The 26,886-nt window shown below is 58.6% G+C and carries 25 protein-coding genes; 16 read left to right on the top strand and 9 right to left on the bottom strand.

Annotated elements, in window-relative coordinates; translation table 11 throughout:
* Positions 1–16 precede the first annotated feature (16 nt).
* A complete protein-coding gene (locus AC2FD9_RS20595; RefSeq protein WP_496838651.1) occupies positions 17–1,033 on the bottom strand; it encodes a DUF418 domain-containing protein in 1,017 nt (338 codons plus the stop codon).
* Positions 1,034–1,245: 212 nt separating this feature from the next.
* Between AC2FD9_RS20595 and AC2FD9_RS20590 the strand changes: the two genes are divergently transcribed.
* Positions 1,246–2,112: an alpha/beta hydrolase gene (locus tag AC2FD9_RS20590; protein WP_496838650.1), complete on the top strand. Its 867-nt coding sequence runs from the start codon at positions 1,246–1,248 to the stop codon at positions 2,110–2,112.
* Positions 2,113–2,121: 9 nt separating this feature from the next.
* Here the strand turns inward: AC2FD9_RS20590 and AC2FD9_RS20585 are convergent, their stop codons facing one another.
* The gene (locus tag AC2FD9_RS20585; RefSeq protein ID WP_496838648.1) at positions 2,122–2,994 is read right to left on the bottom strand and encodes an S-methyl-5'-thioadenosine phosphorylase; all 873 of its coding nucleotides are present in this window, start codon (positions 2,992–2,994) and stop codon (positions 2,122–2,124) included.
* 200 nt (positions 2,995–3,194) lie between these two features.
* On the opposite strand from AC2FD9_RS20585, the gene AC2FD9_RS20580 reads away from it, so the two are divergent.
* Positions 3,195–4,829, top strand: coding sequence for a SulP family inorganic anion transporter (locus AC2FD9_RS20580; RefSeq protein ID WP_282120019.1), 1,635 nt, complete (start codon positions 3,195–3,197; stop codon positions 4,827–4,829).
* Between the two features lie 29 nt (positions 4,830–4,858).
* Here AC2FD9_RS20580 and AC2FD9_RS20575 read toward each other — a convergent pair whose 3' ends face one another.
* Positions 4,859–5,500, bottom strand: a complete 642-nt coding sequence (locus tag AC2FD9_RS20575; RefSeq protein ID WP_496699804.1) for a CatB-related O-acetyltransferase — start codon at positions 5,498–5,500, stop codon at positions 4,859–4,861.
* Complete coding sequence (locus tag AC2FD9_RS20570) at positions 5,500–6,105, bottom strand: flavin reductase family protein (RefSeq protein ID WP_108861743.1); 606 nt, start codon at positions 6,103–6,105, stop codon at positions 5,500–5,502. The genes AC2FD9_RS20575 and AC2FD9_RS20570 overlap by 1 nt, the downstream gene beginning before the upstream one ends.
* Before the next feature lie 71 nt (positions 6,106–6,176).
* Between AC2FD9_RS20570 and AC2FD9_RS20565 the strand changes: the two genes are divergently transcribed.
* From AC2FD9_RS20565 to AC2FD9_RS20545, 5 genes are all read left to right on the top strand, one after another.
* Positions 6,177–6,671 carry a GNAT family N-acetyltransferase gene (locus tag AC2FD9_RS20565; protein ID WP_496838423.1) on the top strand — a complete coding sequence of 165 codons (495 nt, stop codon included), beginning with the start codon at positions 6,177–6,179 and terminating at the stop codon, positions 6,669–6,671.
* A 52-nt stretch (positions 6,672–6,723) separates the two neighbouring features.
* Entirely contained in the window at positions 6,724–7,467 is a 744-nt protein-coding gene (locus AC2FD9_RS20560; protein ID WP_496838421.1) for an EcsC family protein, read from the top strand.
* 124 nt (positions 7,468–7,591) lie between these two features.
* A complete protein-coding gene (locus AC2FD9_RS20555; RefSeq protein ID WP_496838644.1) occupies positions 7,592–8,056 on the top strand; it encodes an NUDIX hydrolase in 465 nt (154 codons plus the stop codon).
* A 71-nt stretch (positions 8,057–8,127) separates the two neighbouring features.
* Positions 8,128–8,571 (top strand): DUF1178 family protein, encoded by a 444-nt coding sequence (locus AC2FD9_RS20550; protein WP_496722721.1) that lies wholly within the window; start codon positions 8,128–8,130, stop codon positions 8,569–8,571.
* Between the two features lie 3 nt (positions 8,572–8,574).
* Complete coding sequence (locus AC2FD9_RS20545; protein ID WP_496838642.1) at positions 8,575–9,213, top strand: SDR family NAD(P)-dependent oxidoreductase; 639 nt, start codon at positions 8,575–8,577, stop codon at positions 9,211–9,213.
* Here the strand turns inward: AC2FD9_RS20545 and AC2FD9_RS20540 are convergent.
* Positions 9,207–9,560, bottom strand: coding sequence for a hypothetical protein (locus AC2FD9_RS20540; RefSeq protein WP_058272247.1), 354 nt, complete (start codon positions 9,558–9,560; stop codon positions 9,207–9,209). The genes AC2FD9_RS20545 and AC2FD9_RS20540 overlap by 7 nt on opposite strands.
* A gap of 165 nt (positions 9,561–9,725) precedes the next feature.
* Here AC2FD9_RS20540 and AC2FD9_RS20535 point away from each other — a divergent pair, with 165 nt between their 5' ends.
* The 6 genes from AC2FD9_RS20535 to AC2FD9_RS20510 all read left to right on the top strand — a co-directional run bounded on the left by AC2FD9_RS20535 (position 9,726) and on the right by AC2FD9_RS20510 (position 18,509).
* Positions 9,726–10,964 (top strand): aspartate kinase, encoded by a 1,239-nt coding sequence (locus AC2FD9_RS20535; protein WP_058272246.1) that lies wholly within the window; start codon positions 9,726–9,728, stop codon positions 10,962–10,964.
* A gap of 46 nt (positions 10,965–11,010) precedes the next feature.
* Complete coding sequence (gene ptsP / locus AC2FD9_RS20530; RefSeq protein WP_113790526.1) at positions 11,011–13,254, top strand: phosphoenolpyruvate--protein phosphotransferase; 2,244 nt, start codon at positions 11,011–11,013, stop codon at positions 13,252–13,254.
* A gap of 117 nt (positions 13,255–13,371) precedes the next feature.
* Positions 13,372–14,817, top strand: a complete 1,446-nt coding sequence (gene zwf / locus AC2FD9_RS20525; protein ID WP_496838640.1) for a glucose-6-phosphate dehydrogenase — start codon at positions 13,372–13,374, stop codon at positions 14,815–14,817.
* Between the two features lie 2 nt (positions 14,818–14,819).
* Positions 14,820–16,625, top strand: a complete 1,806-nt coding sequence (gene edd / locus AC2FD9_RS20520) for a phosphogluconate dehydratase (RefSeq protein WP_496838638.1) — start codon at positions 14,820–14,822, stop codon at positions 16,623–16,625.
* Positions 16,626–16,628: 3 nt separating this feature from the next.
* Positions 16,629–17,261 (top strand): bifunctional 4-hydroxy-2-oxoglutarate aldolase/2-dehydro-3-deoxy-phosphogluconate aldolase, encoded by a 633-nt coding sequence (gene eda, locus AC2FD9_RS20515; RefSeq protein ID WP_282120010.1) that lies wholly within the window; start codon positions 16,629–16,631, stop codon positions 17,259–17,261.
* 51 nt (positions 17,262–17,312) lie between these two features.
* Positions 17,313–18,509 carry a pyridoxal-phosphate-dependent aminotransferase family protein gene (locus AC2FD9_RS20510; protein WP_496838636.1) on the top strand — a complete coding sequence of 399 codons (1,197 nt, stop codon included), beginning with the start codon at positions 17,313–17,315 and terminating at the stop codon, positions 18,507–18,509.
* On the opposite strand, the gene AC2FD9_RS20505 is transcribed toward AC2FD9_RS20510, so the two are convergent.
* Positions 18,506–19,606: a pyridoxal phosphate-dependent aminotransferase gene (locus tag AC2FD9_RS20505; RefSeq protein ID WP_496838635.1), complete on the bottom strand. Its 1,101-nt coding sequence runs from the start codon at positions 19,604–19,606 to the stop codon at positions 18,506–18,508. The genes AC2FD9_RS20510 and AC2FD9_RS20505 overlap by 4 nt on opposite strands.
* Before the next feature lie 95 nt (positions 19,607–19,701).
* On the opposite strand from AC2FD9_RS20505, the gene AC2FD9_RS20500 reads away from it, so the two are divergent.
* From AC2FD9_RS20500 to AC2FD9_RS20490, 3 genes are all read left to right on the top strand, one after another.
* Positions 19,702–20,772: an SMP-30/gluconolactonase/LRE family protein gene (locus AC2FD9_RS20500; protein WP_496838406.1), complete on the top strand. Its 1,071-nt coding sequence runs from the start codon at positions 19,702–19,704 to the stop codon at positions 20,770–20,772.
* Between the two features lie 65 nt (positions 20,773–20,837).
* The gene (locus AC2FD9_RS20495; protein WP_109313418.1) at positions 20,838–21,620 is read left to right on the top strand and encodes a crotonase/enoyl-CoA hydratase family protein; all 783 of its coding nucleotides are present in this window, start codon (positions 20,838–20,840) and stop codon (positions 21,618–21,620) included.
* Positions 21,617–21,988: a VOC family protein gene (locus AC2FD9_RS20490; RefSeq protein WP_496838404.1), complete on the top strand. Its 372-nt coding sequence runs from the start codon at positions 21,617–21,619 to the stop codon at positions 21,986–21,988. The genes AC2FD9_RS20495 and AC2FD9_RS20490 overlap by 4 nt, the downstream gene beginning before the upstream one ends.
* Here the strand turns inward: AC2FD9_RS20490 and AC2FD9_RS20485 are convergent.
* The 3 genes from AC2FD9_RS20485 to AC2FD9_RS20475 form a co-directional block, all read right to left on the bottom strand.
* Positions 21,985–22,317, bottom strand: coding sequence for a DnaJ family domain-containing protein (locus AC2FD9_RS20485; RefSeq protein ID WP_496722737.1), 333 nt, complete (start codon positions 22,315–22,317; stop codon positions 21,985–21,987). The genes AC2FD9_RS20490 and AC2FD9_RS20485 overlap by 4 nt on opposite strands.
* Positions 22,318–22,356: 39 nt before the next feature.
* Positions 22,357–23,520, bottom strand: a complete 1,164-nt coding sequence (locus AC2FD9_RS20480; RefSeq protein WP_496838633.1) for a benzoate/H(+) symporter BenE family transporter — start codon at positions 23,518–23,520, stop codon at positions 22,357–22,359.
* 137 nt (positions 23,521–23,657) lie between these two features.
* The gene (locus tag AC2FD9_RS20475; protein ID WP_496838631.1) at positions 23,658–26,813 is read right to left on the bottom strand and encodes a valine--tRNA ligase; all 3,156 of its coding nucleotides are present in this window, start codon (positions 26,811–26,813) and stop codon (positions 23,658–23,660) included.
* Positions 26,814–26,886 lie beyond the last annotated feature (73 nt).

Below are 26,886 nucleotides of genomic sequence, written 5' to 3'. Positions count from 1 at the left end.
GGACCAGCGCGCAAGGTCAAGCCCTGCGTGGTTGCGTTGTCAGACGCATCAGCGCCTCAAGCGGACCGCGTTTGAATTTGCGGGACCACAATAGGGCAAAGATCGAGGACGCGGCACAGAACGCAACAGCGTAACCCGCGATCTGTGGGGCGTTCAGTGAACCGTTCAGCAGACCGGCTTCTTCTAGTATCCCCATGCCGATCAGGATGTGGGCCATATAAAGTGTCAGGCTTTGCCGACCGGGCGCGGTCAGGACAGGGCCAATGCGCAGTTTTTCGATCTTCGGCCACAGCTTCAGCAGCAGTCCGATCACCACGCAAGCCGACCCTGTACCGGCAATGATGTAGAACGGCCCCGGCGGGATGGATGCAGTCCCCAGATAGATCACCAGATCAGGGTCCGAGGCCAACATTTGCGGAAACAGGGCAAATACGGCAGCTCCGAACCCCCACATGATCAGCCTGTGTTGAATGCAGATCGTGTGCAATTCGGATCGTCCAATGGCCATTCCGATCAACAGAAACGCCGCCCAGGGAAGGACCGGGTGCCAGCCGTTGAAAAACAGGTTGCGCAAAAAACCGGGCAGGGTCCAAAGGTCGGTGTATGTCAGCGTTTCCCAGTCCCAGCCAAGGTCGTAGTTGAAAATCATGACGGCGAGGACAGCCAGCGCCACCACCCCAACTGAACCCAACCACAATGCACGGGTTGGTGCCGTCAGGAAAGCGGTGCCAACAACGAAGTACACCGCGTAGAAATGCAGGATATCGGCGTCAAATACAGTCATGTTGATCAGACCGAGCACGAACAAAAACACCGCGCGCCGCAGCAGCACCGACGCTGAAACAGAGGATAACCCAATTCCGATACCGGCCAGGATGACAAACAATGCGGCCGCGCGGCCTTCAAGCAAATCGATCAGGGTCGAGGCCCAGTCATTGCCAGGGGCGACCTGAGCGGCAATGCGGAAATTCACCAGAACCATTCCGCAAAACGCCAGAAACCGGGCCGCGTCCAATGCCTCAAGTCGTTTCATGCTATCCCTCTGTTTCGCCAGCGTTTTGACGGTGCCGTGCGAACCACACATCGGTGCAGTACAGGCGATATTTCAAGGCGCTGGACGAAAAAGAACCGGGGCCGTGCAACGCGGCAACAAGTTATAAGATTGGATTAAGTGTGCCCCGCGCGGCTTGAATTGGTCTCTCGGGTCACCGACCTTGGACCTGACGCAACACTTCGGAGAGGCCGATGGTTCCAACAGATCATACCCGCGCGAACGCGGCACCTGAAACCAGTCATTCGCGGCTTGCCCACGTAAAGGGCGCGCTGATCCTTTTGGTTCCGGTCCTCGCAGTGATCTATGCGGGCATCGTTGGGTATATGTATGTGAACCAGCAATCGCTTTTGTTCAAACCAGATGGCGAGTTGCCCGCACCCAATTCGATCGGCCTGGCCGATGTCGAGACCGTTTCCCTTACGATGTCTGATGGCGTCAGGTTGACCGCGTGGTCCGCCCCACCCGCGATCGATGATGCGCCGACGGTTTTGTTCTTTCATGGCCAATCGGGCAATCTGGGCGACCGGGCCGACCGGATGAGAGAGATCCTCAACAGCGGCTTCGGCCTGCTGGCCCCCAGCTATCGCGGATATCCGGGCAGCGAGGGCGAATCGTCCGAGATGGCGCTGATTTCCGACGGAATCCAGATGTATGACCAGCTGGACCGCCAAGGCGCGGACGTTGTGTTGCACGGCCAAAGTCTTGGAACAGCCGTTGCGACCGCGGTGGCTGAACAACGCCCAAATGCACAACTGCTGGTGCTTGAGGCACCCTTTACGGCCACGGTGGACGTCGCGGCGGAAAGATATCCCTGGCTTCCCGTGCATGCCCTGATGCGGGATCAGTTTGCGACCCGTGATTTGATCGGGAACGTCACCGTTCCGACTTTGATCTTCCACGGGTCCAAGGATGAAACGGTTCCACTGCATCACGGCGAAGCTTTGGCCGCGATGTCTGGGGATACCGCGCAGATCTATGTTATCCCGGACGGCACCCATAACGACCTCTGGTCGCATGGGTTGTGGGATCAGGTTCAACAGTCTTTGCCAGCCAACTAAGGTTGCGGGTCAGAGAATTCGACCAGCAACAGCATCCAGTTTTGCCAACACGGTGGGATCACGTTTCTCCGGTGCGGTCAGGATGGCATATTCCAACGCCCGGTCGCAGCCATGAGGACAGGGCGCGCGGTCAGCGCCCAGCAGATCGGGCAGACCTTTGACAAGCGCACGGCCTTTCTCGGCATTGCCGGTCAGCGTGGCGATGATGGCGGTGACGTCCACCTCGCCGTGGTCTGGATGCCAGCTGTCGTAATCGGTGACCATCGCGATCGAGGCATAGCAAAGCTCGGCCTCGCGGGCGAGTTTGGCCTCGGGCATGTTGGTCATGCCTATCACGTCGCAGCCCCAGTGTTCGCGGTACATCTTGGATTCCGCCAGTGTCGAGAATTGCGGCCCCTCCATCGCCAGATAGGTGCCCCCGCGATGGATGGTTATCCCTGCCGCTCGACCGGCAGTCTCACACGCGTCCGACAGGCGCGGGCAGGTGGGGTGCGCAACGCTGACATGGGCGACGCAGCCGGTGCCAAAAAAGCTTTTCTCCCGCGCGAATGTCCGGTCGATGAACTGATCGACGATCACGAAATCGCCCGGCGCCATATTCTCGCGAAACGATCCGCAGGCCGAGACAGAAATCACGTCAGTCACGCCCAGTCGCTTCAGCGCGTCTATATTGGCGCGGTAAGGCACTTCAGTCGGGGAATGCACGTGTCCGCGCCCGTGACGAGGCAGAAAGGCCATCTCAACGCCATTCAGTGATCCCGTCAGGATTTGATCCGAAGGATCGCCCCATGGCGTTTCGACTGTGACCCATTCCGCTTTTTCCAAACCGTCGATGTCGTAAATGCCTGATCCGCCGATGATAGCGATTTTAGTCTGGGTCATGGCTGCTCTCCGTAAAAAACTGTTGAAAGAGTTCTGCGTGGCAGCCGCGGGTTTGGCAAGCGGCTTCAAGGGTTTGTGTAACTTGCTTGCTAGCTATGCGGTTTACGCATATCAGGGTCCCGCTGGGTGCAGTATCTAATGTCAGGTATGACAGGTAAAAGGCATCTTTCGCGCGAACAAACAACCCCACAGGACGTCTCATGCCCCGAGCCATGCTGGCAAGCTTTGCCAATCGTATAGCCAAACCTGATCTCCGCTGGATGCCGGATGAGGGGCTGACGGTCTCGCGCTTGCGGATTGAGCTGTTGTCGGGCCTGACCGTTGCGCTGGCGCTGGTCCCCGAAGCGGTGGCGTTTGCCTTTGTCGCAGGTGTCCACCCGTTGGTCGGACTGTATGCCGCGTTCATGGTGGGCTTGATTACGGCGCTGATCGGTGGTCGGCCGGGCATGATCTCCGGCGCAACCGGCGCTCTGGCTGTTGTGATGGTGGCGTTGGTGGCTGAACACGGGGTGGAATACCTTTTCGCCACGGTGGTTCTGATGGGTGTTTTGCAGGTCATTGCAGGCGCGATGCATTGGGGCCGGTTCATCCGACTGGTGCCGCATCCGGTGATGCTGGGGTTTGTGAATGGTCTGGCCATCGTGATTTTCTTGGCGCAGATGGGTCAGTTCAAGGTGCCCGGCACCATGGAAAACACCGGCCACGGCCTAAGCGGCGGTGAATGGCTTTCGGGCCTGCAGCTTTACACGATGTTGGGTCTGGTTGCCCTGACGATGGCCGTTATCTGGGTCATGCCGCGTATCACGCGTATCGTGCCTGCACCATTGGCCGGGATTGTTGTTGTGGCTGCGCTGGTGATTGGTTTTGGACTTGATGTGCCGCGTGTTGGTGATCTGGCCTCAATCGAGGGCGGCCTGCCGGCGTTTCACATCCCGATGGTGCCGCTGAACTGGGAAACCTTTGAGATCATCTTGCCCTACGCTGTCATTCTGGCCGCCATCGGCTTGATTGAATCCCTGCTGACCCTGAATCTCGTTGGTGAAATCACCGGCAAGCGCGGAGGGGCCTCGCAAGAATGCATTGCGCAGGGTGTGTCCAATGTAGCGACTGGATTCTTCGGTGGCATGGGCGGTTGTGCGATGATCGGTCAGTCGATGATCAACGTAAAATCCGGCGGTCGTACCCGCATCGCCGGGATTGCTGCAGCCCTGTTCCTGCTGGTGTTCATCCTGTTCGCCTCACCGCTGATTGAGCAGATTCCGCTGGCCGCGCTGGTTGGTGTGATGTTCATGGTGGTGATCGGGACCTTTGCATGGAACTCGTTCAAAATCATGCGCAAGGTGCCCCTGATGGATGCGTTCGTCATTGTTCTAGTGACTGTTGTGACCGTGATGGAAGACCTTGCGGTTGCCGTGGTTGTCGGTGTGATTGTCTCGGCGCTGGCCTATGCCTGGAACAATGCTAAACGCATTCACGCAGTCACGCGGGACTCGGCCACGGAAGAGGGCGCAAAAGTCTATGAGATTCAGGGGCCTTTATTCTTTGGTTCGTCCGACGGATTCATTGAACTGTTTGATATTCAGAACGACCCTGACACTGTAATCGTGGACTTTGCCGAAAGCCGCGTCGTGGATCAATCCGCGCTGCAGGCCATCGAAAACATCGCTGGAAAATACGAGGCTGCGGGCAAACGCGTCATGCTGCGCCACCTCAGCCGGGATTGCCACAAACTGCTGAACAAGGCCGGCCACCTTATGGTCGATAGCGACGATGACCCGGACTACGAACTGGCGGTCGATTACTCGGTCCGCACAGGTGTGCTGGGCGGGCATTGATTGTAAAAGGCGGCCACTTTGGCCGCCTTTTACTTTGGAGCAATCCGTTCCAATTCTTCAATATTACCAGACAGAAGCGCCTTTTCGGCTTCGGCGATCTTCTCGGCGGGCCAATCCCACCAGTTCAATGCTAAAAGCCGGTCGATGGTGTCCTTTTCGAACCGGAACCGCCGTACTTCGGCAGGGTTCCCGGTAATGATCGCATAGGGCGGTACGTTTCCGCGAACAACAGACCCGGCACCAATAATTGCCCCCGAACCGATCTGCGCACCGGGTAGGATCATTACGCCATAGCCAATCCAGACATCGTGGCCGATGAGAGTGTCGCGCGTGTCCGGCTGAAACCCGGTCATTCCGTCCGAGTCAAACACTGGAAACGGAAAGCACGTCAATCCATCCATTGAATGATTGGCCGATGATGTGATGAAACGTACGCCATGGGCGATCTGACAGAACTTCCCCAGCACCAGCTTTTCTTGCGAAAACGGAAACAGGTAGGGGGCAAGTCGTTGCGCCCAATCGTCTGACGGCTCAAAATCCGATGCGTAGCTGTATTCTCCGGCCTGAAACCTGGGATGGTCAATCGCTTCAGACAGGAAAACTGTGCCCTTGTGATCAGAGCCATCAGGGAGCGTGATCGGGTATCTGCGTAAGGGGTCAGGAAGCGGCATTAGTCATCCGGTCGTGAAAGGCTGAACAGCTCGGTGACTACTGAATAGTCCCGGTACCCAAGCCTTGCCAGCGGTTGGAATGTTGTGACGTCGAACATGCCATCCTTCAGGCAATCGTCGCGCAGATGTACGCCGGTTACTTCTCCGAACACTACCCGATTGGCCTCGCCCGGAAGGGACACGATCTGGGTTAGCTTGCATTCCAGCGCTGCCGGAGCCCCTTCGATCCGGGCGCATGGGATGGTTTCGCATTCCAAGGGTGTCAGGCCTGCATGGCCAAATTCGTCGACATGTTTCGGCAAGCCTGCTGAGCTGGCATTCATTGCGTCGCGATGTGCGTGGGCCACGACGTTTACACAAAACACCCCCGTTGCCTTGATATTGGCAAGACTGTCTTTCGTGCCGTCTTGATCGTGTTTGGTTCCGGTTGAAGCAAACATCACCTGCGGCGGGGTGTAAGCAACGCCGTTGAAAAACGAATACGGAGCCAGATTGTTGATCCCATCTGTGTCACGCGTGGAAATCCAGCCGATCGGTCGTGGCGTGATAATGGCGTTGAACGGATTGTGTGGCAGGCCGTGGCCGTCTTCGGGGCGATAGAACATAAGATCTCCAAGCGTTTGCCCAAGGCGTACCGAAGTGCTAGGGCGATTGCCAGCTAGGAAAAGAGGGCAGGGTGCAGCAGTTCGTGATCAGGCCGGAGGAGCCGGATGATTGGTGGGAGGTCGAGGCACTTTACGACCTGTGCTTTGCGCCGGGGCGTGAGGCGCTGTCCTCGTATCGTCTGCGCGATGATGTTCCGCCGGTGTCGGGTCTTTCCCTTGTTGCGCGCGACGGGCAGGGCATTCTGGCCGGGGCGATCCGTTTCTGGCCCGTGCATGTGGGCGATCACGACGCTTTATTGCTGGGTCCCGTGGCCGTGCACCCGACCCATCAAGGCGAAGGTCTGGGGGGATTCCTGATCCATCAGGGGCTTGAGGCCGGTCGCGAAATAGGCTGGCAAAGGGCGATGTTGGTGGGCGATGCGCCTTATTATGCGCGTTTCGGTTTCACACGACTTTCCGGTGTGGAAATGCCGCCCCCAACAAACCCTGACCGGGTTTTAGGCGCGGAATTGAGCCCTGGTGAATGGTTGAATGTGCGTGGCCCGGTCACACGCTGGACCCGCTGAGCTATTGAAACCCTGCCATTAAGCCCCGATGTTTAACGTCAGGAGGGCTTATATGCAGGACGTGCTTCTAGTCGAAAAGCTGGATACCGATGCCGAATTGGATCGGTTGGCCAAGTATTACAGAACCGCCGGAGGTCCCGGCGTTAAACTGTTGAACAGTTTGGGAGGTTCGGCAGAATCCTTGCTGGAACAACTGCCTGCATCTGTGCGGCAGGGGCTGACAGGGGCCACGGAACAGGCGCTTTGGCTAGCGATGCACGCAGCCGAGGGGTCGCGCCGGGCCGTTCCGGATCAAAAGCCATGGGTGAACACGGCTGTCGCAACGGCGATGGGGGCGGCCGGTGGCTTGGGTGGCGTGTCGACTGCCCTGATGGAATTGCCTGCAACAACGGCCATGCTATTGCGTGCCATTCAGGGTGCGGCGTTCCGCGAAGGGTTCGATCCGTCCGAGGAAGGCGTCAAATTTGATTGCGTTCGGGTCCTGTCTGCAGCCGGACCACTGTCTTTTGACGATGGCGCAGATCTGGGCTTCTTTTCGGTCCGCCTGACGTTGACTGGCCCAGCGATGCAAAAGCTAATTTCAGCGGTAGCGCCGCGACTGTCCATTGTACTGGGCCAGAAGCTGGCTGCGCAATCGATACCGGTCCTGGGTGCGATCGCAGGGGGTGGTACAAACTACGTCTACACCCGGTACTATCAGCAGGTGGCCCGAGTTCACTTTGGGCTGCGGCGACTGGCAATCGATGCAGATATCCCGCATGAAGATCTGGTTCGGAAACTGGCTGCTCGGGTCTGAATCCTGTCTAAACACTTGGAAGAAACCGCACCATATGGTATTCTCACCCCAGCCGGCCGCTAAATGTACAAGAAACGCAAAGGCCGGTGATTGAGGATGAAAGCAGTTTGAAAGGTGGTGCGGCGTGATCGGTGCGAGGCAACCGACGTGTCTGCGGGGAAGCGAACAGCACCTGCGGCTTAAGCATCAATCGGCAGCCATATGCTATCGCATCAAACACGGAAAGCTCAGAGTTTTGCTGATCACAACGCGCAAATCCAAGCGCTGGATCATACCGAAGGGCTGGCTGATCGAGGATATGACACCGTCGCAAACCGCCAGACGAGAAGCTTGGGAAGAGGCTGGGGTTAAAGGCAATTGCGCAAACAAGCCCATGGGCCGTTTCTCATATTTGAAACCCCACTCCAGTACGAACCCCGTATTGTGTCTGGTGGATGTCTTTCCCCTCTGTGTTACGTCGATTGCGCCAGAATTTCCTGAACGGGCCCAACGAAAGCGAAAGTGGGTTTCGCCTAAAAAAGCGGCCTCTCTGGTGAAATCGCCGGAACTGTCCCATTTGTTACGCAGTCTTGGCCCGATTCTACACTGACTCGCCTTTCGAAGGGCTTGATCTTGCCATGTCTGTCGGTATCTATTTGCCTACCGGAAAATGGACGGACCATGATTCAATATTCGCTGAAATGCAGCCGCGACCATACATTTGACAGTTGGTTCCAATCGGCCGCCGCTTACGACAAACTCGCCTCCGCAGGTATGGTGACCTGCGTTGTGTGTGGTGACGTGCAAGTAGATAAGGCTATCATGACCCCTCGCGTTCGTCCGGCCCGCAATGCGCAGACAACTGAACCACAAAGCAAACAAGTGGATGTCGCGACGCCGTCGCCAGATATCGAGAAGGTGCTGGCCGATCTGCGTCGCAAGGTCGAGGAAAACTCGGACTATGTCGGTAAGGATTTTGCCAAAGAAGCGCGTAAGATCCATTTGGGCGATGCGCCCGAACGCGCGATTTATGGCGAAGCCAAGCCCGACGAGGCCAAAGCGCTGATCGAAGACGGCGTGCCCGTTTCGCCGTTGCCTTTCCTACCCACCCGTAAAACGAACTGACCCATGCATATCGTTATCACCGGGGCCAATCGCGGAATTGGCCAAGCTCTGGCAGATCGTTACCGCGCGCAGGGACATGACGTAACCGGAACCGCCCGGGATTCCAGTGCGCAGCTTGTGTTGGATGTGACAGACCCGAAGCAGCAGGCTTCTATGGCAGAAGGGCTTGCGGGTCGTCCGGTTGATCTGTTGATCTGCAACGCCGGGGTTTATCTGGACAAAGGCCACGGAATGGACGGCTATCCTGCCGACATGTGGGCGCAGAGTTTTGCGACCAATGTGACGGGCGTGTTTCTAACCGTGCAGGCGCTTTTGCCCAATCTTCGGGCAGCGCAAGGCAAAGTTGTGATCCTGTCGTCGCAGATGGCGTCGCACACACGCGCGCCCGGTGGCAGCTATATTTATCGCGCGTCCAAAGCAGCAGCCCTGAATTTGGGGCGGAATCTGGCCACTGATCTGCGTGCAGATGGTATATCGGTGGGCATCTACCATCCGGGGTGGGTGCAGACGGATATGGGCGGCACTCAGGCTGAGATCACTGTGGATCAGGCAACAAATGGGCTGCTTTGCCGCTTTGAGTCACTGTCACTGGCCACGACCGGGTGTTTTGAAACCTGGGACGGTCAGCCGCACGATTATTGACGTTTCAAAGCCGCCGTGGGGATTTCGTAAACTTCATCGGGGTCGATGAAGACCACTGTCAGGTCACCCCGTGTTTCGTGACTGATCCGGGCCGGTGAGCTGCTGGAGGTCGGTACGCCATCGGTAAAATAGATGCTGCGTACTTCGGCGCCGCCCAGCCCCACTGCCAAGGTCGTGGTCCCATCGTCATGGTGTCGCAGCTCGGCGTGGCAGCTGCTCAGCGCTGCTCCGCCTTTGGCACAGGGCACCGTACCCAGTGCATTCTTGCCGTCGGTTGCAGCCAGCGTTGAGACCTGTGCAAAGGCGGATGAGGATAAAAGGACGAGGGCTGCGGCAGCGCGGATCATGGAGAACCTCTGGGAATAAATGCGAGTTGCAGGCTGACAGCCTCTTGGTCGGTTGTAAAGCGATCAGGTGCGGCCATCCGACTGGTTTTGAACTCTTGCCCTTGCGGCCCCCCTCGCATAAGACGCACGGGACCAGAAATCCAAGGCGCGGAGACACTTGCCCCCATGCCCTTACTCGTGATGAAATTTGGCGGCACTTCGGTGGCCAACCTTGACCGTATCCGCCGCGCAGCCAAGCGCATCGGCGTCGAAGTGGCGAAGGGCTATGACGTGATCGTCATCGTGTCGGCCATGTCCGGCAAGACGAACGAGCTTGTGGGCTGGGTCGATGAAACTTCACCGCTATATGATGCGCGTGAATATGATGCCGTCGTGTCCTCGGGTGAGAATATCACGGCTGGTCTGATGGCGTTGACGCTGCAGGAAATGGATGTCCCGGCACGCAGTTGGCAGGGCTGGCAGGTTCCGCTGATGACCACCAGCGCCCACAGCCAGGCCCGGATCGAAGAAATTCCGACCGATAACCTGAACCAGAAGTTTGGCGAGGGCATGAAGGTTGCCGTTGTCGCCGGGTTCCAGGGCATCAGCCCCGAAGGCCGTATCACGACCTTGGGCCGGGGTGGGTCGGACACCACCGCCGTGGCATTTGCCGCCGCCTTCGGTGCCGAGCGGTGCGACATCTACACGGATGTTGACGGTGTCTATACCACCGACCCGCGCATCTGCGAGAAGGCACGCAAGCTGGACCGTATTTCGTTCGAGGAAATGCTGGAATTGGCCTCGTTGGGGGCAAAGGTGCTGCAAACCCGCTCGGTCGAATTGGCGATGCGGTATAAGGTGAAACTGCGCGTTCTCTCAAGTTTTGAGGAACAATCCGACGAGGCTGGTACGCTGGTCTGCGATGAGGAGGATATCATGGAATCCAATGTTGTGGCCGGTGTGGCCTATTCCCGCGACGAAGCCAAGATGACTGTTGTCTCGGTGGCTGACCGCCCGGGCATCGCGTCGATTATCTTTACCGCGCTCAGCGACGCGGGCGTGAATGTCGATATGATCGTGCAGAACATCTCGGACGAAGGGCGCACGGACATGACCTTTTCCTGCCCCACCGATCAGGTGGCCCGCGCCGAACAGGCATTGCTGGCGATCAAGGATGCGGGTGAGCTGAATTATGCCGAACTGGTCGCGGATCAGGATGTCTGCAAGGTCTCGGTCGTGGGTATCGGTATGCGCTCGCAGTCGGGCGTGGCGGCCAAGATGTTCAAGATACTCTCGGATGAGGGGATCAACATCAAGGTCATTACAACCTCCGAGATAAAAATTTCCGTCCTAGTCGACAGGAAATACATGGAACTTGCTGTTCAGGCACTGCATGATGCCTTTGAATTGGACAAGGCGGCCTGAGCATTTCAGCCAAAGGTCTCGCCTGATTCCGTAATTTGGGTGGGATATGGCGGAAGGCACCGAAACTGAATCCCGCAAGCTGCTGGGGCGGCTGCGCGAAGAGATGGCGAGCGAAGCCGCCGGTCAGGAACGTCTTGACCGGATCACGCATCTGATTGCCGACAGTATTCGGGCCGAGGTGTGCTCGATCTATCTGTTCCGGGATGCCGATACCCTTGAGCTTTGCGCGACTGAAGGGTTGTCGCCAGAGGCGGTTCACAAGACACGTATGCGGTTGGGTGAAGGGCTTGTTGGTCATGTTGCGCAATCAGGCAAGGTCGTGAACACCGCAGACGCGCCTTCGACCAAAGGGTTTCGGTATATGCCGGAAACCGGCGAAGAGAGGTTCTCGTCCTTCATCGGGGTGCCGATCCAGCGTTTGGGTGAAAAGCTAGGCGTACTGGTCGTTCAATCCCGTGATGCGCGCGTGTATTCTGCTGACGAGGTCTATGCGTTGGAAGTGGTCGCCATGGTTCTGGCCGAGATGACCGAGCTTGGTGCCTTTGTGGGCGAGGGCGCAGCGCTTTCACCCCGGCACCAGCAATCGGTGCAATTTGAGGGGGGACCAGCACAGGAAGGATCTGCCGAAGGGCATGTCTGGTTGCATGAACCCCGTGTTGTCGTCACCAACCCGATTGCTGACGATCCCCACCGCGAACGTGAACGTCTGAACGAGGCCGTGGATGAACTGCGCGTGGGCGTCGACAAGATGCTTGAGATTTCGCAGGGCGGTGACAAGGAACAATTGCAGGTTCTGGAAGCCTATCGCATGTTTGCCAATTCCAAAGGCTGGATGCGCCGGATGGAAGAGGACATTGCCCTGGGCCTTAGCGCCGAAGCGGCGGTTGAGAAAGAACAGTCGCAAGCGCGGGCGCGCATGGGGCAGGTTACCGACCCCTATCTGCGGGAAAGGCTGGCAGATCTGGATGACCTCAGCAACCGGCTGCTGCGCATTCTGACCGGGCAGGGGGGCACCAACGGGGCCGACCTGCCACCGGATCCGATCCTGGTTGCCCGAAATATCGGGCCTGGGGATCTGTTGGAATATGGTCGCTCGTTGAAAGGGATCGTTCTTGAGGAAGGCTCGGTCGGTAGCCACGCAACGATTGTGGCTCGCGCCCTGGCAATTCCACTGGTGGTTCACGTTGGGCACATCACGACCGAGGCGTTGAACGGAGATCATATTCTGGTCGATGGCGATCAGGGTATGGTCCAACTGCGTCCAGAAGATACGGTTGTCTCCGCGTTTCGCGATAAAATCGCAATGCAGGCCAAAGCTCAGGAACGCTATGCCTCGATCCGCGATACTCCGACAGTGACGCGCGATGGTGAACGGATCAATCTGGTTATGAACGCGGGCCTGATGGCGGATCTGCCGTCGTTGGGCAATTCCGGGGCCGAGGGTGTGGGCCTGTTCCGCACCGAGCTTCAGTTCCTGATCCGCAATCAGATGCCCAAGCGGTCCGAGCTTGTGACACAATATCAGCGCGTCATGGATGCTGCTGGCGACATGCGCGTGGTATTCCGCACACTGGATATCGGGTCGGACAAAGTTCTGCCCTACATGAAGCACGTCGAAGAGCCCAACCCGGCTTTGGGCTGGCGCGCTATTCGCGTTGGTCTGGACAAACGCGGCGTGATGCGGATGCAGTTGCAGGCGTTGATGCGTGCAGCCAATGGGCGGCCTTTGACAATCATGTTCCCGTTTGTGGCGCAGGCCGAAGAGTACCGCGAAGCACGTTGGGAAGTGAACAAGACCATCGAACGCGAAAAGCGCCTTGGTCATGTGCTACCAGAATCGATCGAAGTTGGTGCAATGCTGGAAACGCCATCTCTCGCCTTTGCCCCGCAGAAGTTCTTTGACGAGGTCGATTTCGTCTCGATCGGGGGCAACGACCTGAAACAGTTCTTTTTTGCCGCTGACCGCGAAAACGAGCTGGTGCGCCGACGCTATGACACGCTGAATGTCAGCTTCCTGACCTTCATCGAACGGATTGTCGAACGCTGCAATATCTCGAACACGCCGTTGTCTTTCTGTGGCGAGGATGCCGGGCGACCGGTTGAGGCGCTTTGTCTGGCAGCCATGGGTATTCGGACCCTGTCTATGCGCCCTGCGTCGATAGGCCCGGTCAAAAGCGTGCTGTTGCGCGCCGATCTGCAGTCACTGCGTAAGATCATCGCTGACGCCCGCCATCGTGGAGACCAATCGGTTCGATCCTCGGTAATGGAGTGGTTGCGGAATCAGGGTTGATTTTCCAGTTGCGCTTCCCTATTCAGTGCCTGAATGTTAGCGGTAACAATGCTTGCATCACAAGGACCAGTGATAACTGCGCCTAAGTGATGCCAGCAGATTTGAAGGAGCCCATAGATGGTTTCACGCGTAATCCCGGTAGACCCGTTCGATCTGGTGCTATTCGGCGCGACCGGTGATCTGGCGCAGCGCAAGATCTTACCCGGGCTCTATCATCGGTTCGAAGTCGGTCAGATGCCCGAAGACGCAAAGATTATCGGCACTGCGCGGTCCGACATGGACAGCGACGGGTTCCGGGACCAAATACGCGCCTCGATGAAAGAATTTGCGCCTGCATTCAAAAAGGACGTTCTGGATCAGTTTCTAAGCCATGTTGAATATGTTCCCGTTGACGCAATGGGAGATTCCGGCTGGAAAGATCTTGCCAACACCTTGCGTCCTGACGTTGTACGCGCGTTCTACCTGTCAGTTGGCCCCAGCCTTTTCTCTGGTATCGCAAAAAGGCTCAGCGATCATGGTATGGCGACCCCTGACAGCCGTATCGTGGTCGAAAAACCCTTTGGCCACGACCTCGCTTCAGCCCAGGCGCTGAACTCCGGGCTGCGAGCCTGCTTTGAAGAGCACCAGATATATCGGATCGACCACTATTTGGGAAAGGAAACGGTGCAGAACCTGATGGCGCTGCGCTTTGCAAATTCCCTGTTCGAACCTCTCTGGAACGCCACACATGTCGATCATGTTCAGATCACCGTGGCCGAGACTGTTGGCGTCGAAGGGCGCGGAGCCTATTACGATCAGTCTGGTGCAATGCGGGATATGGTGCAGAACCACCTAGTTCAGCTTCTGTGTCTGACTGCGATGGAACCTCCGTCCAAATTTTCGCCCAACGCCGTGCGTGATGAGAAGGTCAAGGTGATCGAGGCGCTGGAGCCCGTTGCGCCGTCTGACATCGCACGCGGCCAATATCGTTCGAGCAAAGGCGGCGACGGTTATTTGGATCATGTTGGCAACCCCGCGAGCCGCACCGAAAGCTACATCGCTCTTAAGGCTCATATCGGCAACTGGCGCTGGGCCAGTGTGCCGTTCTATTTGCGAACTGGAAAACGCCTGCGTGCCCGCGAATCCGAAATCGCGGTGTTTTTCCGGGATCCGCCGCATACGATCTTCCCCAATGTCGGCCCGCTGCACGGCAACGTGCTGGTGATCCGCCTGCAACCGGACGAAGGTATTACCCTGCGCACGACGATTAAAGAACCGGGGCAGGGCGGGTTCCGCCTGTCAGATGTTGCGCTGGACATGAGTTTTGCCGAGGCGCTTGGGGACGAGGCACAATCGCCGGACGCCTATGAACGACTGATCATGGATGTCATTCGTGGCGACCAAACCCTGTTTATGCGCGGCGACGAAGCCGAAGCCGCCTGGGCCTGGGTTGACCCCATTATTCACAGTTGGGAAGAGCGTGGAGATCGCCCCGCGAAATATGATCAGGGCAGTTCCGGCCCAGAAGAAGCGCTGATGCTGATGCATCGCGATGGGCGCCGCTGGCGTCAGATCGGAGGGTAATCATGGTACATTCAGTCATCACCGACGTCACTCAACGCATCATCGACCGCAGCGCCGAACTGCGCGGCCCGCATATTGAGCGTATGGAACATGCCCGATCCAAGGGACCGGCGCGCGCGCATTTGTCTTGCAGCGGTCAAGCCCATGCCTATGCCGGTGCGGGTGAGGATCAGCAAGCGATGGCCACTGATACGGCCGGTAATCTGGGCATCGTCACCGCCTATAACGACATGCTTTCCGCCCACCAGCCGTTCGAGCGATATCCCGGCCTGATCCGCGATGCGATCCGAGCCGCAGGTGGCACTGCACAAGTTGCGGGTGGCGTGCCAGCCATGTGTGACGGCGTCACCCAAGGCGAGGCGGGGATGGAGTTGTCTCTATTTTCCCGCGACGTGATTGCCTTGGCGACCGGAGTGGCGCTGAGCCACAACACCTACGATGCGGCCGTTTTCCTGGGCGTTTGTGACAAGATCGTGCCCGGTTTGATTATCGGCGCACAGGCGTTCGGCCACCTGCCCGCTGTTTTCCTGCCAGCCGGACCGATGACCAGCGGTCTGCCCAACGATGAAAAAGCCAAGATTCGCCAGAAATTTGCCGCAGGAGAGATCGGCCGTGACGAGCTTATGGCAGCTGAAATGGCAGCGTATCACGGACCGGGCACTTGTACTTTTTATGGCACCGCGAACACCAATCAGATGCTGATGGAATTCATGGGCCTGCACCTGCCGGGCTCCAGCTTTGTGAATCCCAACACGCCTCTGCGGGATGCGCTGACCGAGGAAGGCGCGCGCCGCGCCCTGTCGCTGAGTGCGCTGGGCAACCACTATACACCAGTCTATCAGGTTTTGGATGAGCGGGCGTTTGTGAATGGCATCGTGGGTCTGATGGCCACGGGTGGGTCGACCAACCTGCTGATCCATCTGATCGCAATGGCGCGCGCAGGTGGTATCGTGCTGGATTGGCAGGACTTTTCTGACATTTCCGCCGTGGTTCCCTTGGTTGCGCGGGTTTATCCGAACGGTCTGGCAGACGTGAACCACTTCCATGCGGCGGGTGGCCTTGGGTACTGCATTGGAACGCTACTGGAAGACGGGCTGCTGCATCCTGACACTCTGACCGTCGCGGGGCAGGGTCTACAGAATTATACCAAAGAACCGAAGCTGAAGAATGGTGAGTTGGTTTGGGAAGACGGCGCTGGCCACAGCCTGAACGAAAAAATCGTCCGCCCGGCGAAAGACCCGTTCCAACCCACTGGTGGGTTGTCGCGCCTGACCGGCAATTTGGGCACCGGCGTGATGAAGGTTTCGGCCGTCGCCGCGGAACATCAGGTTGTCGAGGCGCCTGTACGCGTGTTCCATGATCAGGATGAGGCGAAAGCCGCGTTTAAGGCCGGAGAGTTCACCGGCGACGTCATCGTTGTTGTCCGGTTCCAGGGACCCAAAGCAAATGGCATGCCCGAGCTACACTCGCTGACGCCGATCCTGTCGATCTTGCAGGGCCGTGGGCAAAAGGTGGCGCTTGTAACCGATGGTCGTATGTCCGGCGCGTCCGGCAAAATCCCTGCGGCGATCCATGTCTGCCCCGAGGCGCTGGATGGCGGGCCGATCGCTTACCTGCAGGATGGCGACATCTTGCGCGTCGACGCGGTGAAGGGTGAGTTGGAGATTCTGACCCCCGGGGTTCTGGACCGTGCCCCTGCCACTGCTGATCTGTCGGCCAACCAACACGGCGTGGGGCGTGACCTGTTCGCTACCTTCCGCCAAAATGTCGGATCAGCAGACACCGGCGCCAGTATTTTCGGAGTTTGACCCATGTCCAAAACCCAACGCACGCGTGAAATCTGCGCACTTGCGCCCATTGTTCCTGTCCTTGTCGTCGATGATGCGGCTCAGGCGCGCTCTTTGGCCGAGGCGCTTGTCGCAGGTGGCCTCCCCGCGCTTGAGGTTACTCTGCGCACACCCGCCGCGCTGGACGCGATCCGCGCGATGGCGGATGTGCCGGGCGGCGTCGTCGGCGCAGGAACTTTGGTGACGCCCGAAGATGTGCGCGCCGCGAAAGAGGCAGGCGCGCAATTCGGGGTCTCGCCCGGTGCCACCGACATTCTGATCGCGGCTTGCGAGGCCGAAGGCTTGCCCTTGTTGCCCGGCGCCGCCACAGCCAGTGAGGCGATGCGTCTGTTGGAAAAGGGCTATGACATGCTCAAGTTCTTCCCGGCCGAAGCATCGGGTGGTGCACCGGCGTTGAAGGCGATCGGCGCACCGTTGCCGCAAATCAAGTTTTGTCCGACCGGTGGTGTGTCGCCCGAAAATGCAAAGAATTACCTGTCCTTGTCCAATGTGGTTTGCGCGGGCGGAAGCTGGGTTGCGCCGAAAAAGATGGTCATTGATGGGGATTGGGCCGGTATCGAAAACCTTGCGCGCGCGGCCTCCAAGCTGATGGATTGACGTCGCTTAAAGCTGCGCTAGGGTGGGCGTCAATTCATACAGGTTGATCCCATGACAAACTCCATTTCCCTGGCGCAAGGGCGCGAATATCTGGCGATTCCAGGACCTTCGGTCATTCCAGACGCGGTGTTGCAAGCCATGCACCGCCCGTCACCGAATATCTACGAGGGCGAGCTGATCGAGATGATGCCGTCGCTGACCCGCGATCTGTGTCGCGTGGCGCGGACCGAGCATAATGTTGCTATCTATATCTCCAACGGCCACGGAACGTGGGAGGCCGCGCTGTCCAACGTCATCGCACCCGGTGAAACGGTTCTAGCCCCCGCATCTGGTCGATTTACCCATGGCTGGGCCGAGATGGCCGAGGGTATCGGCGCCAAGGTTCAATTGATCGACTTCGGCTCGTCCTCGGCGTGGGATTTTGACCGTATTGCCGAGGCATTGCGTGACGACAAAGCCCACATGATCAAGGCGGTACTTGCCGTTCATGTGGACACCTCAAGTTCAATCCGGAACGACATTCCAGCACTACGCGCCTTGTTGGACGATCTGGACCACCCGGCGCTTTTGATGGCGGATTGCATTGCCTCGCTGGGGTGTGACCGGTTCGAAATGGATGCCTGGGGCGTCGATGTTACGGTTACGGCTTGCCAGAAGGGGCTGATGACACCCGCTGGCACCGGCTTTGTCTTCTTCAATGATAAAGCACAGGCCAAACGAGCCGCTATGCCACGAGTTTCGCAGTATTGGGACTGGCAGCCACGATCCAACCCCGAGTTGTTCTATCAGTATTTCAACGGCACCGCACCGACCCATCACCTCTACGGTTTGCGCGCAGCCTTAGACATGATCCATGCCGAGGGGATGGAACAGGTTTGGGCGCGGCACGAGAGGCTAGCCACGGCCATCTGGGAAGCATGTGAAACCTGGGCGCAAGATGACGCGTTGCATCTGAATGTTGCGGAGCGTCAACATCGCAGCCATGCTGTCACTGCCTTGCGACTGACCGAGGGACGCGGCACACCATTGCGCGAGTTCACTGAAAACCAACTGGGGTTGACCCTTGGTATTGGTCTGGGGATGGACGACTGGGAAGGATGCTTCCGTCTTGGCCATATGGGTCACGTCAATGGCCAGATGGTTATGGCTACTTTGGGCGGTGTGGAAACAGCCTTGGCCGCGCTGGATATCCCTCGCGGCAAAGGCGCGTTAGACGCTGCAGCTGCGGTGCTTGCGTCGAAGACCTAACGCCGCGCCTCGGCAAGCGCTTTTGGCAATGCTGTGGCAAAGGCATCCAGATCGGCTGCCTCGCCACAGCTGACGCGGATGCAGCGATTTTGCGGTGCGGCAAAGGGCATACGCACGAAAATGCCCTGCGCAACCAGCGAGTCCAGAACCGCCTTGGCAAAGGCCCCATCCTTCCCGCAATCAATGGCAACGAAGTTGGTGGCCGAGGGCAAGGGCGCCAAACCATTCTCTCGTGCAATATGGCCAATCCGGTCACGCGCTTCGGTAATCTTTGTCTGAACATGATTTAGCCACTCGGCATCATTCAGTGCGGCCAGCGCACCGACCTGCGCGGCTCGGTTCATTCCGAAATGGTTGCGCACCTTGTTGAAAGCTGAAATCAGGCCGGGTGCGCCGATGGCATAGCCAACCCGCGCGCCCGCCATGCCGTACACCTTGGAAAAAGTTCGCATCCGGATCACCCGCGGATCGTCTGCTGCCACTGGGGCGGCGGTGCCTTCAGGCGCACATTCCACATAGGCCTCGTCCAATACAAGCAAGCACCCGTCAGGCAGATCGTCCAGCGCCGCCACGATATCCGCTCCGGAATGCCAGCTACCCATCGGGTTGTCAGGATTGGCCAGATAAGCCAGCTTGGCATCCACTTCACGTGCCTTGGCAAACAGCGCCGCCGGGTCTTCGTGGTCGTCGCGATACGGCACCTTGTGGAGTGTCCCCCCGAAACCAGCCACATGGTAGTTGAAGGTCGGATATGCCCCATCTGAGGTGACAACCGCGTCTCCGGATCCGACCAGTAGCCGCACCAGGTAACCCAACAGCCCGTCGATGCCTTCGCCAACCACGATGTTTTCCGACCCGACTCCATGGTGATCCGCCAATGCCGCGCGCAGATCGTGGTTTTCCGGATCGCCATACATCCAGATCCCCGTTTCTGCCATTGCCGCTATGGCGTGCGGAGAGGGTCCAAACACGCTTTCATTTGCGCCCAGCCGCGCCACAAATGGCGCGCCACGCTGGCGTTCCTGCGTTTCGGGGCCAACAAACGGCACGGTTGCAGGCAGGGATTTGGCAAGCGGGGTATAGCGTGGCTCTGTCATGGGGGCAGATAAACGTAAGGTCATACGACAGGCAAGCTTGCGTTGCAGAATGCTGCTCCGCATTGTTCGCGTAACGATTAAAGGGAGGAGCGCGCATGCGCATTGTTTTGGGCTTGTTGATTGTCGGCCTCGCCTATCTGGTTTTCTGGCCGGTCCCGGTTCAACCGGTGGCATGGACCCCACCCGAAGCACCGGGTTTCACTGGTGACTTCGCGGAGAACAATGCGTTGGACCAACTGGAGCTGATCTCGTTGCCTGACGATGAGAAAGGCCCCGAAGACATTGCCATCATGCCCGACGGGTCCGTGTACACGACCAGCTTGTCCGGGGCTCTGTACCGAATAGACGACGAGTCCCCGGTGAAAGTTGACGACCTCGGCGGTCGGCCCTTGGGCCTGACGGTCGGTCCGGATGGGGTGCTTTACATCGCCGACAGCTTCCGAGGCATCATGCGCTGGACCGGCCCCGGTACGCTGCAGCCAGTCGTGTCTGAGATAAACGGCGGGCCGGTGATCTATGCAAATCAATTGGACGTGGCGAAGGACGGGACGATCTATTTCTCAAACTCGTCCGATCGGTTCGATCCCGAAACGATGGGCGGGACCAAACCGACTTCGGTACTGACCATCTGGGAGCAATCGGACACAGGTTACGTTGCCCGCCACGCGCCCGATGGCACGACCGAGAAACTGGCCGAAGGCTTTGTCTACACAAACGGCGTCGCGTTGTCGCCAGGTGAGGATTTTCTGCTGATCGCTGAAACCGGGCGCGCCCGGGTGCACAAGCTTTGGCTGACCGGCCCGAAGGCCGGGCAGCAAGAGGTCCTGATGGACAATCTCCCAGGCTATCCCGACAACATCGAGGCACAGGGCGATGGTACGTATTGGATGGCCTTTGCCAGCCCGCGCGTGCCAAGCGAGGCACTGATGCCATACCCGTTCTTGCGCAAGGTGATCTGGCGACTGGGGCCGACGGTGCGGCCTGCGCCGATCCATCGCGGGATGATGGTGCAGTTTGACGGCGACGGGAACATCCTGCAGACCTTGCAAGACCCCGGGGGTCGGCTGGGCATCACCACGGGTGGCAAGTTGGCCGGGGGACATTTCTACGTCATGACATTGGATTCGCCCTGGTTCGGGCGCATGCCTGCGTCAAATCTGCCCTAACGTTTAGGTGGAACTGCCTGATCCATCGGGGCATTGTACCCCTAACCGGAATTGAGAGGCCTGAGATGTCACGAGTATCCGTCGAATACAAAAATCACATCGCGCACGTAACTCTGACGCGCGGCGACAAGATGAATGCGCTGGATGATGCGATGATAAAGGCCATCATTTCTGCGGGGCAGGAGGTCGCTGCCTCGGATGCCCGTGCGGTGGTGCTATCGGGTGAAGGCAAAAGCTTTTGCGCGGGTCTGGACATGGCCAGCTTTGCGAGCATGGCGCAAACGGACCCGACCGAATGGTTGATGACCCGCAGCCACAAGGACGCCAATGAGGTGCAGGAAGTTGCCCTGGTTTGGCAACGCGTGCCCGTTCCCGTCATTTGTGCCATTCAGGGTGTTGCTTATGGCGGCGGTTTGCAACTTGCGCTGGGCGCCGACATCCGAATAGCACATCCCGAGGCTAAACTCGCCGTAATGGAGATGAAATGGGGCCTGATCCCCGACATGGGCGGTATGGTTTTGCTGCCAAAGCTGGTCCGGTCGGACGTTTTACGCCTGTTGACCTATTCGGCCCGCCCCATCGGTGCCGCGCAGGCAGCGGACTGGGGGCTGGTTACCAAGCTGTCGGATGACCCGCTGACCGAGGCATTGGCCTTGGCTGAGGACATTGCGGGCCAAAGCCCTTCGGCCATCCGCGCGGCCAAGCGCCTGATCGAGGTTGCGGAAGCCAAACCCCGCACAGAGGTGCTGCTGGAGGAGTCGTCAGAGCAGGCGGAACTGATCGGCAAACCGGACCAGATGGAGGTCATTGCGGCGAATTTGCAAGGTCGCAAACCAGAGTTCAAATGATCTGGCCATCTGTCACACGATTGATCTTGTACGCCAAGGATATCGAGAAGATGGTGCATTTCTATGAGACGCATTTTGGCTACGCAGCGCGCCAACTGGAAGGGGACCGGATTGTAGAGCTTGTGCCTGACAAAGACGGGTTGCGCCTGTTGTTGCATCCGGCCAGCAAGGCCGCCCGTCAGGGGCAAGCGGCGGTCAAAATCGTTTTTGATGTCGCGGACGTTGCCGAGTTTTGCAAACAAACCGCGCAGCACGGGCTGAGATTCGGTCCGATCCACACAGCGGATGGCTACAGTTTCGCGAATGCCAAGGATCCGTCGGGAAACTCGATTTCCGTGCCAAGCAGGGCATTTGCGCCCGGTAATTAACGCATAAAAGCCCGTCGTGCATCACGGGCCATATTGTATCGCATCTCAAGCTCGGCGATCTTAGCCATAGTCACTTTACGCTCGTCAGCATCGGACTGCGACGCATAGGTTTTGCGGGCGGCATCTAATTCTTTCTTGATGCTGAACTCTTCGGGCAGAACGTCTGCTTGCGCCATGATCCGATGACCGGCGGCGACGGCCGGATCGGTCTGAGCCTCGGACGAACGGTCAGGCAGCGGCTGTCCTTCGCCCTCCAGCCCCTCTAGCTGACCTTCGGCTTGCGCCTTTTTGATCTGGCGTTCGACCAGTTTTCCGAGCGATCCAAACATAGGTTCGTAGTACCCGACCAGCACAGCGGGGGAAAGCTGTCATCTGGATCGGTTGGTAACCAGATAGGCGATACCACCTGCGGCCAAACCCCAGACTGCAGCACCCAGGCCGAAGACGGTGATTCCTGATGCGGTTATGGCGAATGTCAGAATCGCCGCTTCGCGTTCGGCGGGAACCTCTAACGCAGCAAAGGTCGCATTTGCCATCACACCAATCAGGGCAATGCCGGTCAGTGTACCCATGAGCAATGGGTCCGCGTGGGCCGCGAACCCGGTGATTGCCACGGCAAAGACGCCAAATACGCAGTAAAATAGGCCTGCCATAACCGCTGACCAGTAACGCTGGTTCGGGTCCGGGTAGCTGTCTTCGTTTGAACACATCGCAGCGGTAATCGCAGCAAGGCACGTGGCCGGAGCGCCAAAGGGGGCAGACAAAATACTGGCACCCCCGACGGCTGAGAACAACTTGCCAGCAATTGGCGCATACCCAAAGCTGCGCATGACGGCGATGCCGGGTATGTTTTGCGTAGCCATGGTGACGATGAACAGGGGGATGCCAATCCCGATCGCTGATGCGATCGAGAATGTCGGCATGGTCCAGACAGGGGCGGCGACAAGATGCTCGGGTCGGACCGAACCGTCACCGGCGTTTAATACAACGACGATTGCCGCGGCAACCACTGCGGCAGGAACTGCGATCAACCGATTGATCCGCCCGGCGATAAACCACGTCAGAATGACCGGCAGCGCTTGCCAGGGCAGCTCAACTGCCGCCTTGAACGGAATGATGCACAAGGGCAGCAAAACCCCGCCCAGCATGGCCTGTGCAAGTGTTGTCGGGATAGCGGCCGCAAGCCGTCCAAGCGGACGCCACATTCCGGCAACAACAGTCAGGGCTCCGGCGCAGAGAAAGGCCCCAACTGCATCAGAAAATCCGACCAATGGGGTCGCCGAGACCGCCAGCAGAGCGGCACCGGGTGTTGACCATGCCACGCTGATCGGCTGCCGGTACCAAAGGCTGACCACAATCGCCGTCACCCCCATTGCAACCGCGGCCATCATCAAACCCGAAGCCGCCTCAGCCTCCGAGGCGCCCATCGCAATAAGGCCCTGCAGCACGATCGGGAAAGAGCTGAAAAAGCCGACAACGGCCACCACAAGGCCAGTCGAAATTGTCTGCACAGGAGGGAAAGGGCGCGCCATGACTTCCTCGGAGTTGTCTGCAGAGATTGCTAACAATCGCAAGCGGATAGAAACAAGGTGAAATGCGTCACCGCACAAAAAAACCCGCCGGGTGAGCGGCGGGTGTTAGATTTTGAGTATTTGCGAAAAGACGAAGATCAGGCGATTTCGGCCAAGCGGGCGAGGGCCTCGTTCAGTTTCGCCTCTTCTTCTTCGCGGGCGGCAAGGTTGGCTTTGGCCTCCGCGACAACCTCTTCCGGGGCCGAAGCAACGAATTTGGGGTTGTTCAGACGTCCGCGCAGACCGCCCAGTTCCTTGGCTAGCTTGCCTTTGGCTTTCTCCAACCGTTCCTTTTCCGCGCCGATGTCGATGATATCCGCCAATGGCAGGCCGAAGGACGCGCCGAGGGCGGCAATCGAGATCGTACCTTTGGGCAGCTCATCCGCTTTTGTCAGGCTGTCGATCCGCGCCAGACGCTTGATCAGCGCCTGGTTACGGTCCCACGCGGCTTGGCCATTGGCGTCGATCTCGGTCACCAGCATCGGCACATAGAGGCCGGCTGGAACCCGCATCTGCGCACGGGCCGAGCGTGTGTTTTCGATCACCGAGATCACCCAGTTCATCTCACGATCCGAATCCGCGTCGATCAGGTCGGCGGCGGCATAGGTCGGCCAATCGGCGTGGACGGCCATTTTGGCGCGGTCGCCGGTCAAGCCCCACAGCTCTTCGGTGATGAACGGCATGATCGGGTGCAGCAGGACCATGCACTGATCCAGAACCCAACGCATCGTAGCGCGGGTCTCGGCCTGCGCCTCGGCATCGTCCCCTTGCAGCAGTGGCTTGGACAGCTCCACGTACCAGTCGCAAACCTTACCCCAGACAAAGGCATAAAGCCCGTTGGCCGCGTCGTTGAAGCGATAGCTTTCCAGCGCCGCGTCGACCTCTTCCCGCACACGTGCGGTTTCGCCGATAATCCAGCGGTTCACAGCTGCCTTGGGCTTTAGGTCGGCCACATCCAGTTGCGGGACGGCGTCAGTGAAGACCTCGTTCATCTCGGCAAAGCGGACGGCGTTCCACAGCTTGGTGCCGAAGTTGCGATAGCCGGTGATGCGTTCGCGGGACAGTTTCAGCACGCCGCCGATCGCCGCCATCGAGGCGTTGGTAAAGCGCAGCGCGTCGGCACCGAATTCGTCCACGATCTCCAGCGGGTCGATGACGTTGCCGGTGGTCTTGGACATCTTCTTGCCCTTCTCGTCGCGGACGAGCTGGTGCAGGTAGACGGTGTGGAACGGGATTTCGTTCACCACGGCCAGTTGCATCATCATCATCCGAGCGACCCAGAAAAACAGGATGTCCGCGCCGGTGATCAGAACGTCCGTAGGGAAGTAGCGTTCCAGTTCATCGGTCTTTTCGGGCCAGCCCAGCGTGCCGATTGGCCAGAGGCCGGAGGAGAACCATGTGTCGAGGACGTCGGGGTCGCGCCAGACCGGATAGATCAGTTTGGTTGGGTCTTGTTCGACGGCATACTGAGCGAGACTTTCAGCAAACCGATGGATCGCCTCGTGTTTGTCTGAAACTTCAACAACAGTTGCGTGGCTCAGCGGGCTGGGAATGTCGGCATTGTCATTGAGGAATTTTTCGGTGACCGCCTCAAAAGTAGGCGCACATTCCATGACGCTGCCACGGTGTAACATGCCACCTTCATTGAGCAACCGGCCCAGTTCGACCAGATCCAGGTCACCATCATTTTCGTCATCGATGAATTTCTCTGCAGACAAATCCAAACCATACCAAACCGGTATCTGGTGCCCCCACCACAACTGGCGCGAGATGCACCAGGGCTCGATGTTTTCCAGCCAGTGGTAATAGGTCTTCTCACCCGACTCGGGAATGATCTTGACCGTGCCGTCTTTGACCGCATCCAGCGCGGGGCCGACGATCTTTTCGGCATCCACGAACCACTGATCGGTGAACATTGGCTCGATCACAACTTTCGAGCGGTCGCCGAAGGGCTGCATGATCGGTTTGCTCTCGACCAGCGGCACCAGTGCGGCAGGATCTTCATCTTCGCCCAGCTTGGTGCCCAGAACCGGATCGTCCGCACGGGTCATCACGGCCAGACCGTCGGCGTTGATCTCTTCGACCACTTTCGCGCGCGCCTCGAACCGGTCGAGCCCACGCAGATGGTCGGGAACGAGGTTAATCGCGTCGATCTCGTTCTCGGTGAACGCGCGACCACGTGCGTATTCCTGCGCTTTACCAGCCTCTTCGGCGTAGGGCGCACCATCAGCCCGCATCGCGCCTTTGGTATCCATCAGGCGGTACATCGGAATGCCGCCGCGCTTGGCGACCATGTTGTCGTTGAAGTCATGTGCACCAGTGATCTTCACCGCACCCGAGCCGAAATCAGGATCGGGGTAGTCATCGGTGATGATCGGGATCTGGCGACGATGCTCTTTCGGGCCAACCGGGATTTCGCAGAGTTTCCCAACGATTGGCGCATACCGTTCATCCGACGGATGAACCGCAACCGCGCCGTCACCCAGCATGGTTTCGGGGCGGGTCGTGGCAATCGAAATGTAATCGCGTTCTTCTTCGAAAACGACGTTCCCGTCCTCATCCTTCTCGATATAGGTGTAGGTTTCACCACCAGCCAGCGGATACTTGAAGTTCCACATGTGGCCCGCGACCTCAATATTCTCGACCTCAAGGTCCGAGATCGCGGTCTCGAAATGGGGGTCCCAATTGACCAACCGCTTGCCGCGATAGATCAGGCCCTTTTCATACATGTCGACGAAGACCTTGATGACCGCGTCGTGGAAGTTGGCCGAGTTTTCATGCCCGGTGCGCGGATCGCGTGGTGCCCCCGCCATGGTGAAGGCGTTGCGCGACCAGTCACAGGAGGAGCCAAGACGTTTCAGCTGCTCGATGATCGTGCCGCCGTATTCGCCCTTCCATTCCCAGACCTTGTCCAGAAAAGCCTCGCGACCCAGCTCGTTTCGGCTGGGCTGTTGGGTGGCGGCCAGCATCTTTTCGACCTGCATCTGGGTGGCGATACCGGCATGGTCCTGACCGGGTTGCCACAACGTGTCGAAGCCGCGCATCCGGTGCCAGCGGGTCAGGATATCCTGCAAGGTGTTGTTGAACGCGTGGCCCACATGCAATGCGCCCGTCACGTTGGGAGGCGGGATCATGATGGTAAAGCTTTCGTCGCGCGATCTGTTCGCGCCTGCCTTGAAGGCCCCGGCCTGTTCCCAGGCCTCATAAATGCGGGCCTCAGCCTCGGCCGCGTTGAATGTCTTTTCCATCGCCATAGGATGCGTCCTGCGTCAACAAATTCGGGTCAGCGCCTGCAATAGCGAATGCGTAAGGGAAGGGGAAGGGTTG

The sequence above is a fragment of the Ruegeria sp. YTSC230 genome, assembly GCF_059609665.1.
Note: the sequence above shows the minus strand (reverse complement) of the source record. Positions and strands in the feature narration are given on the sequence as shown.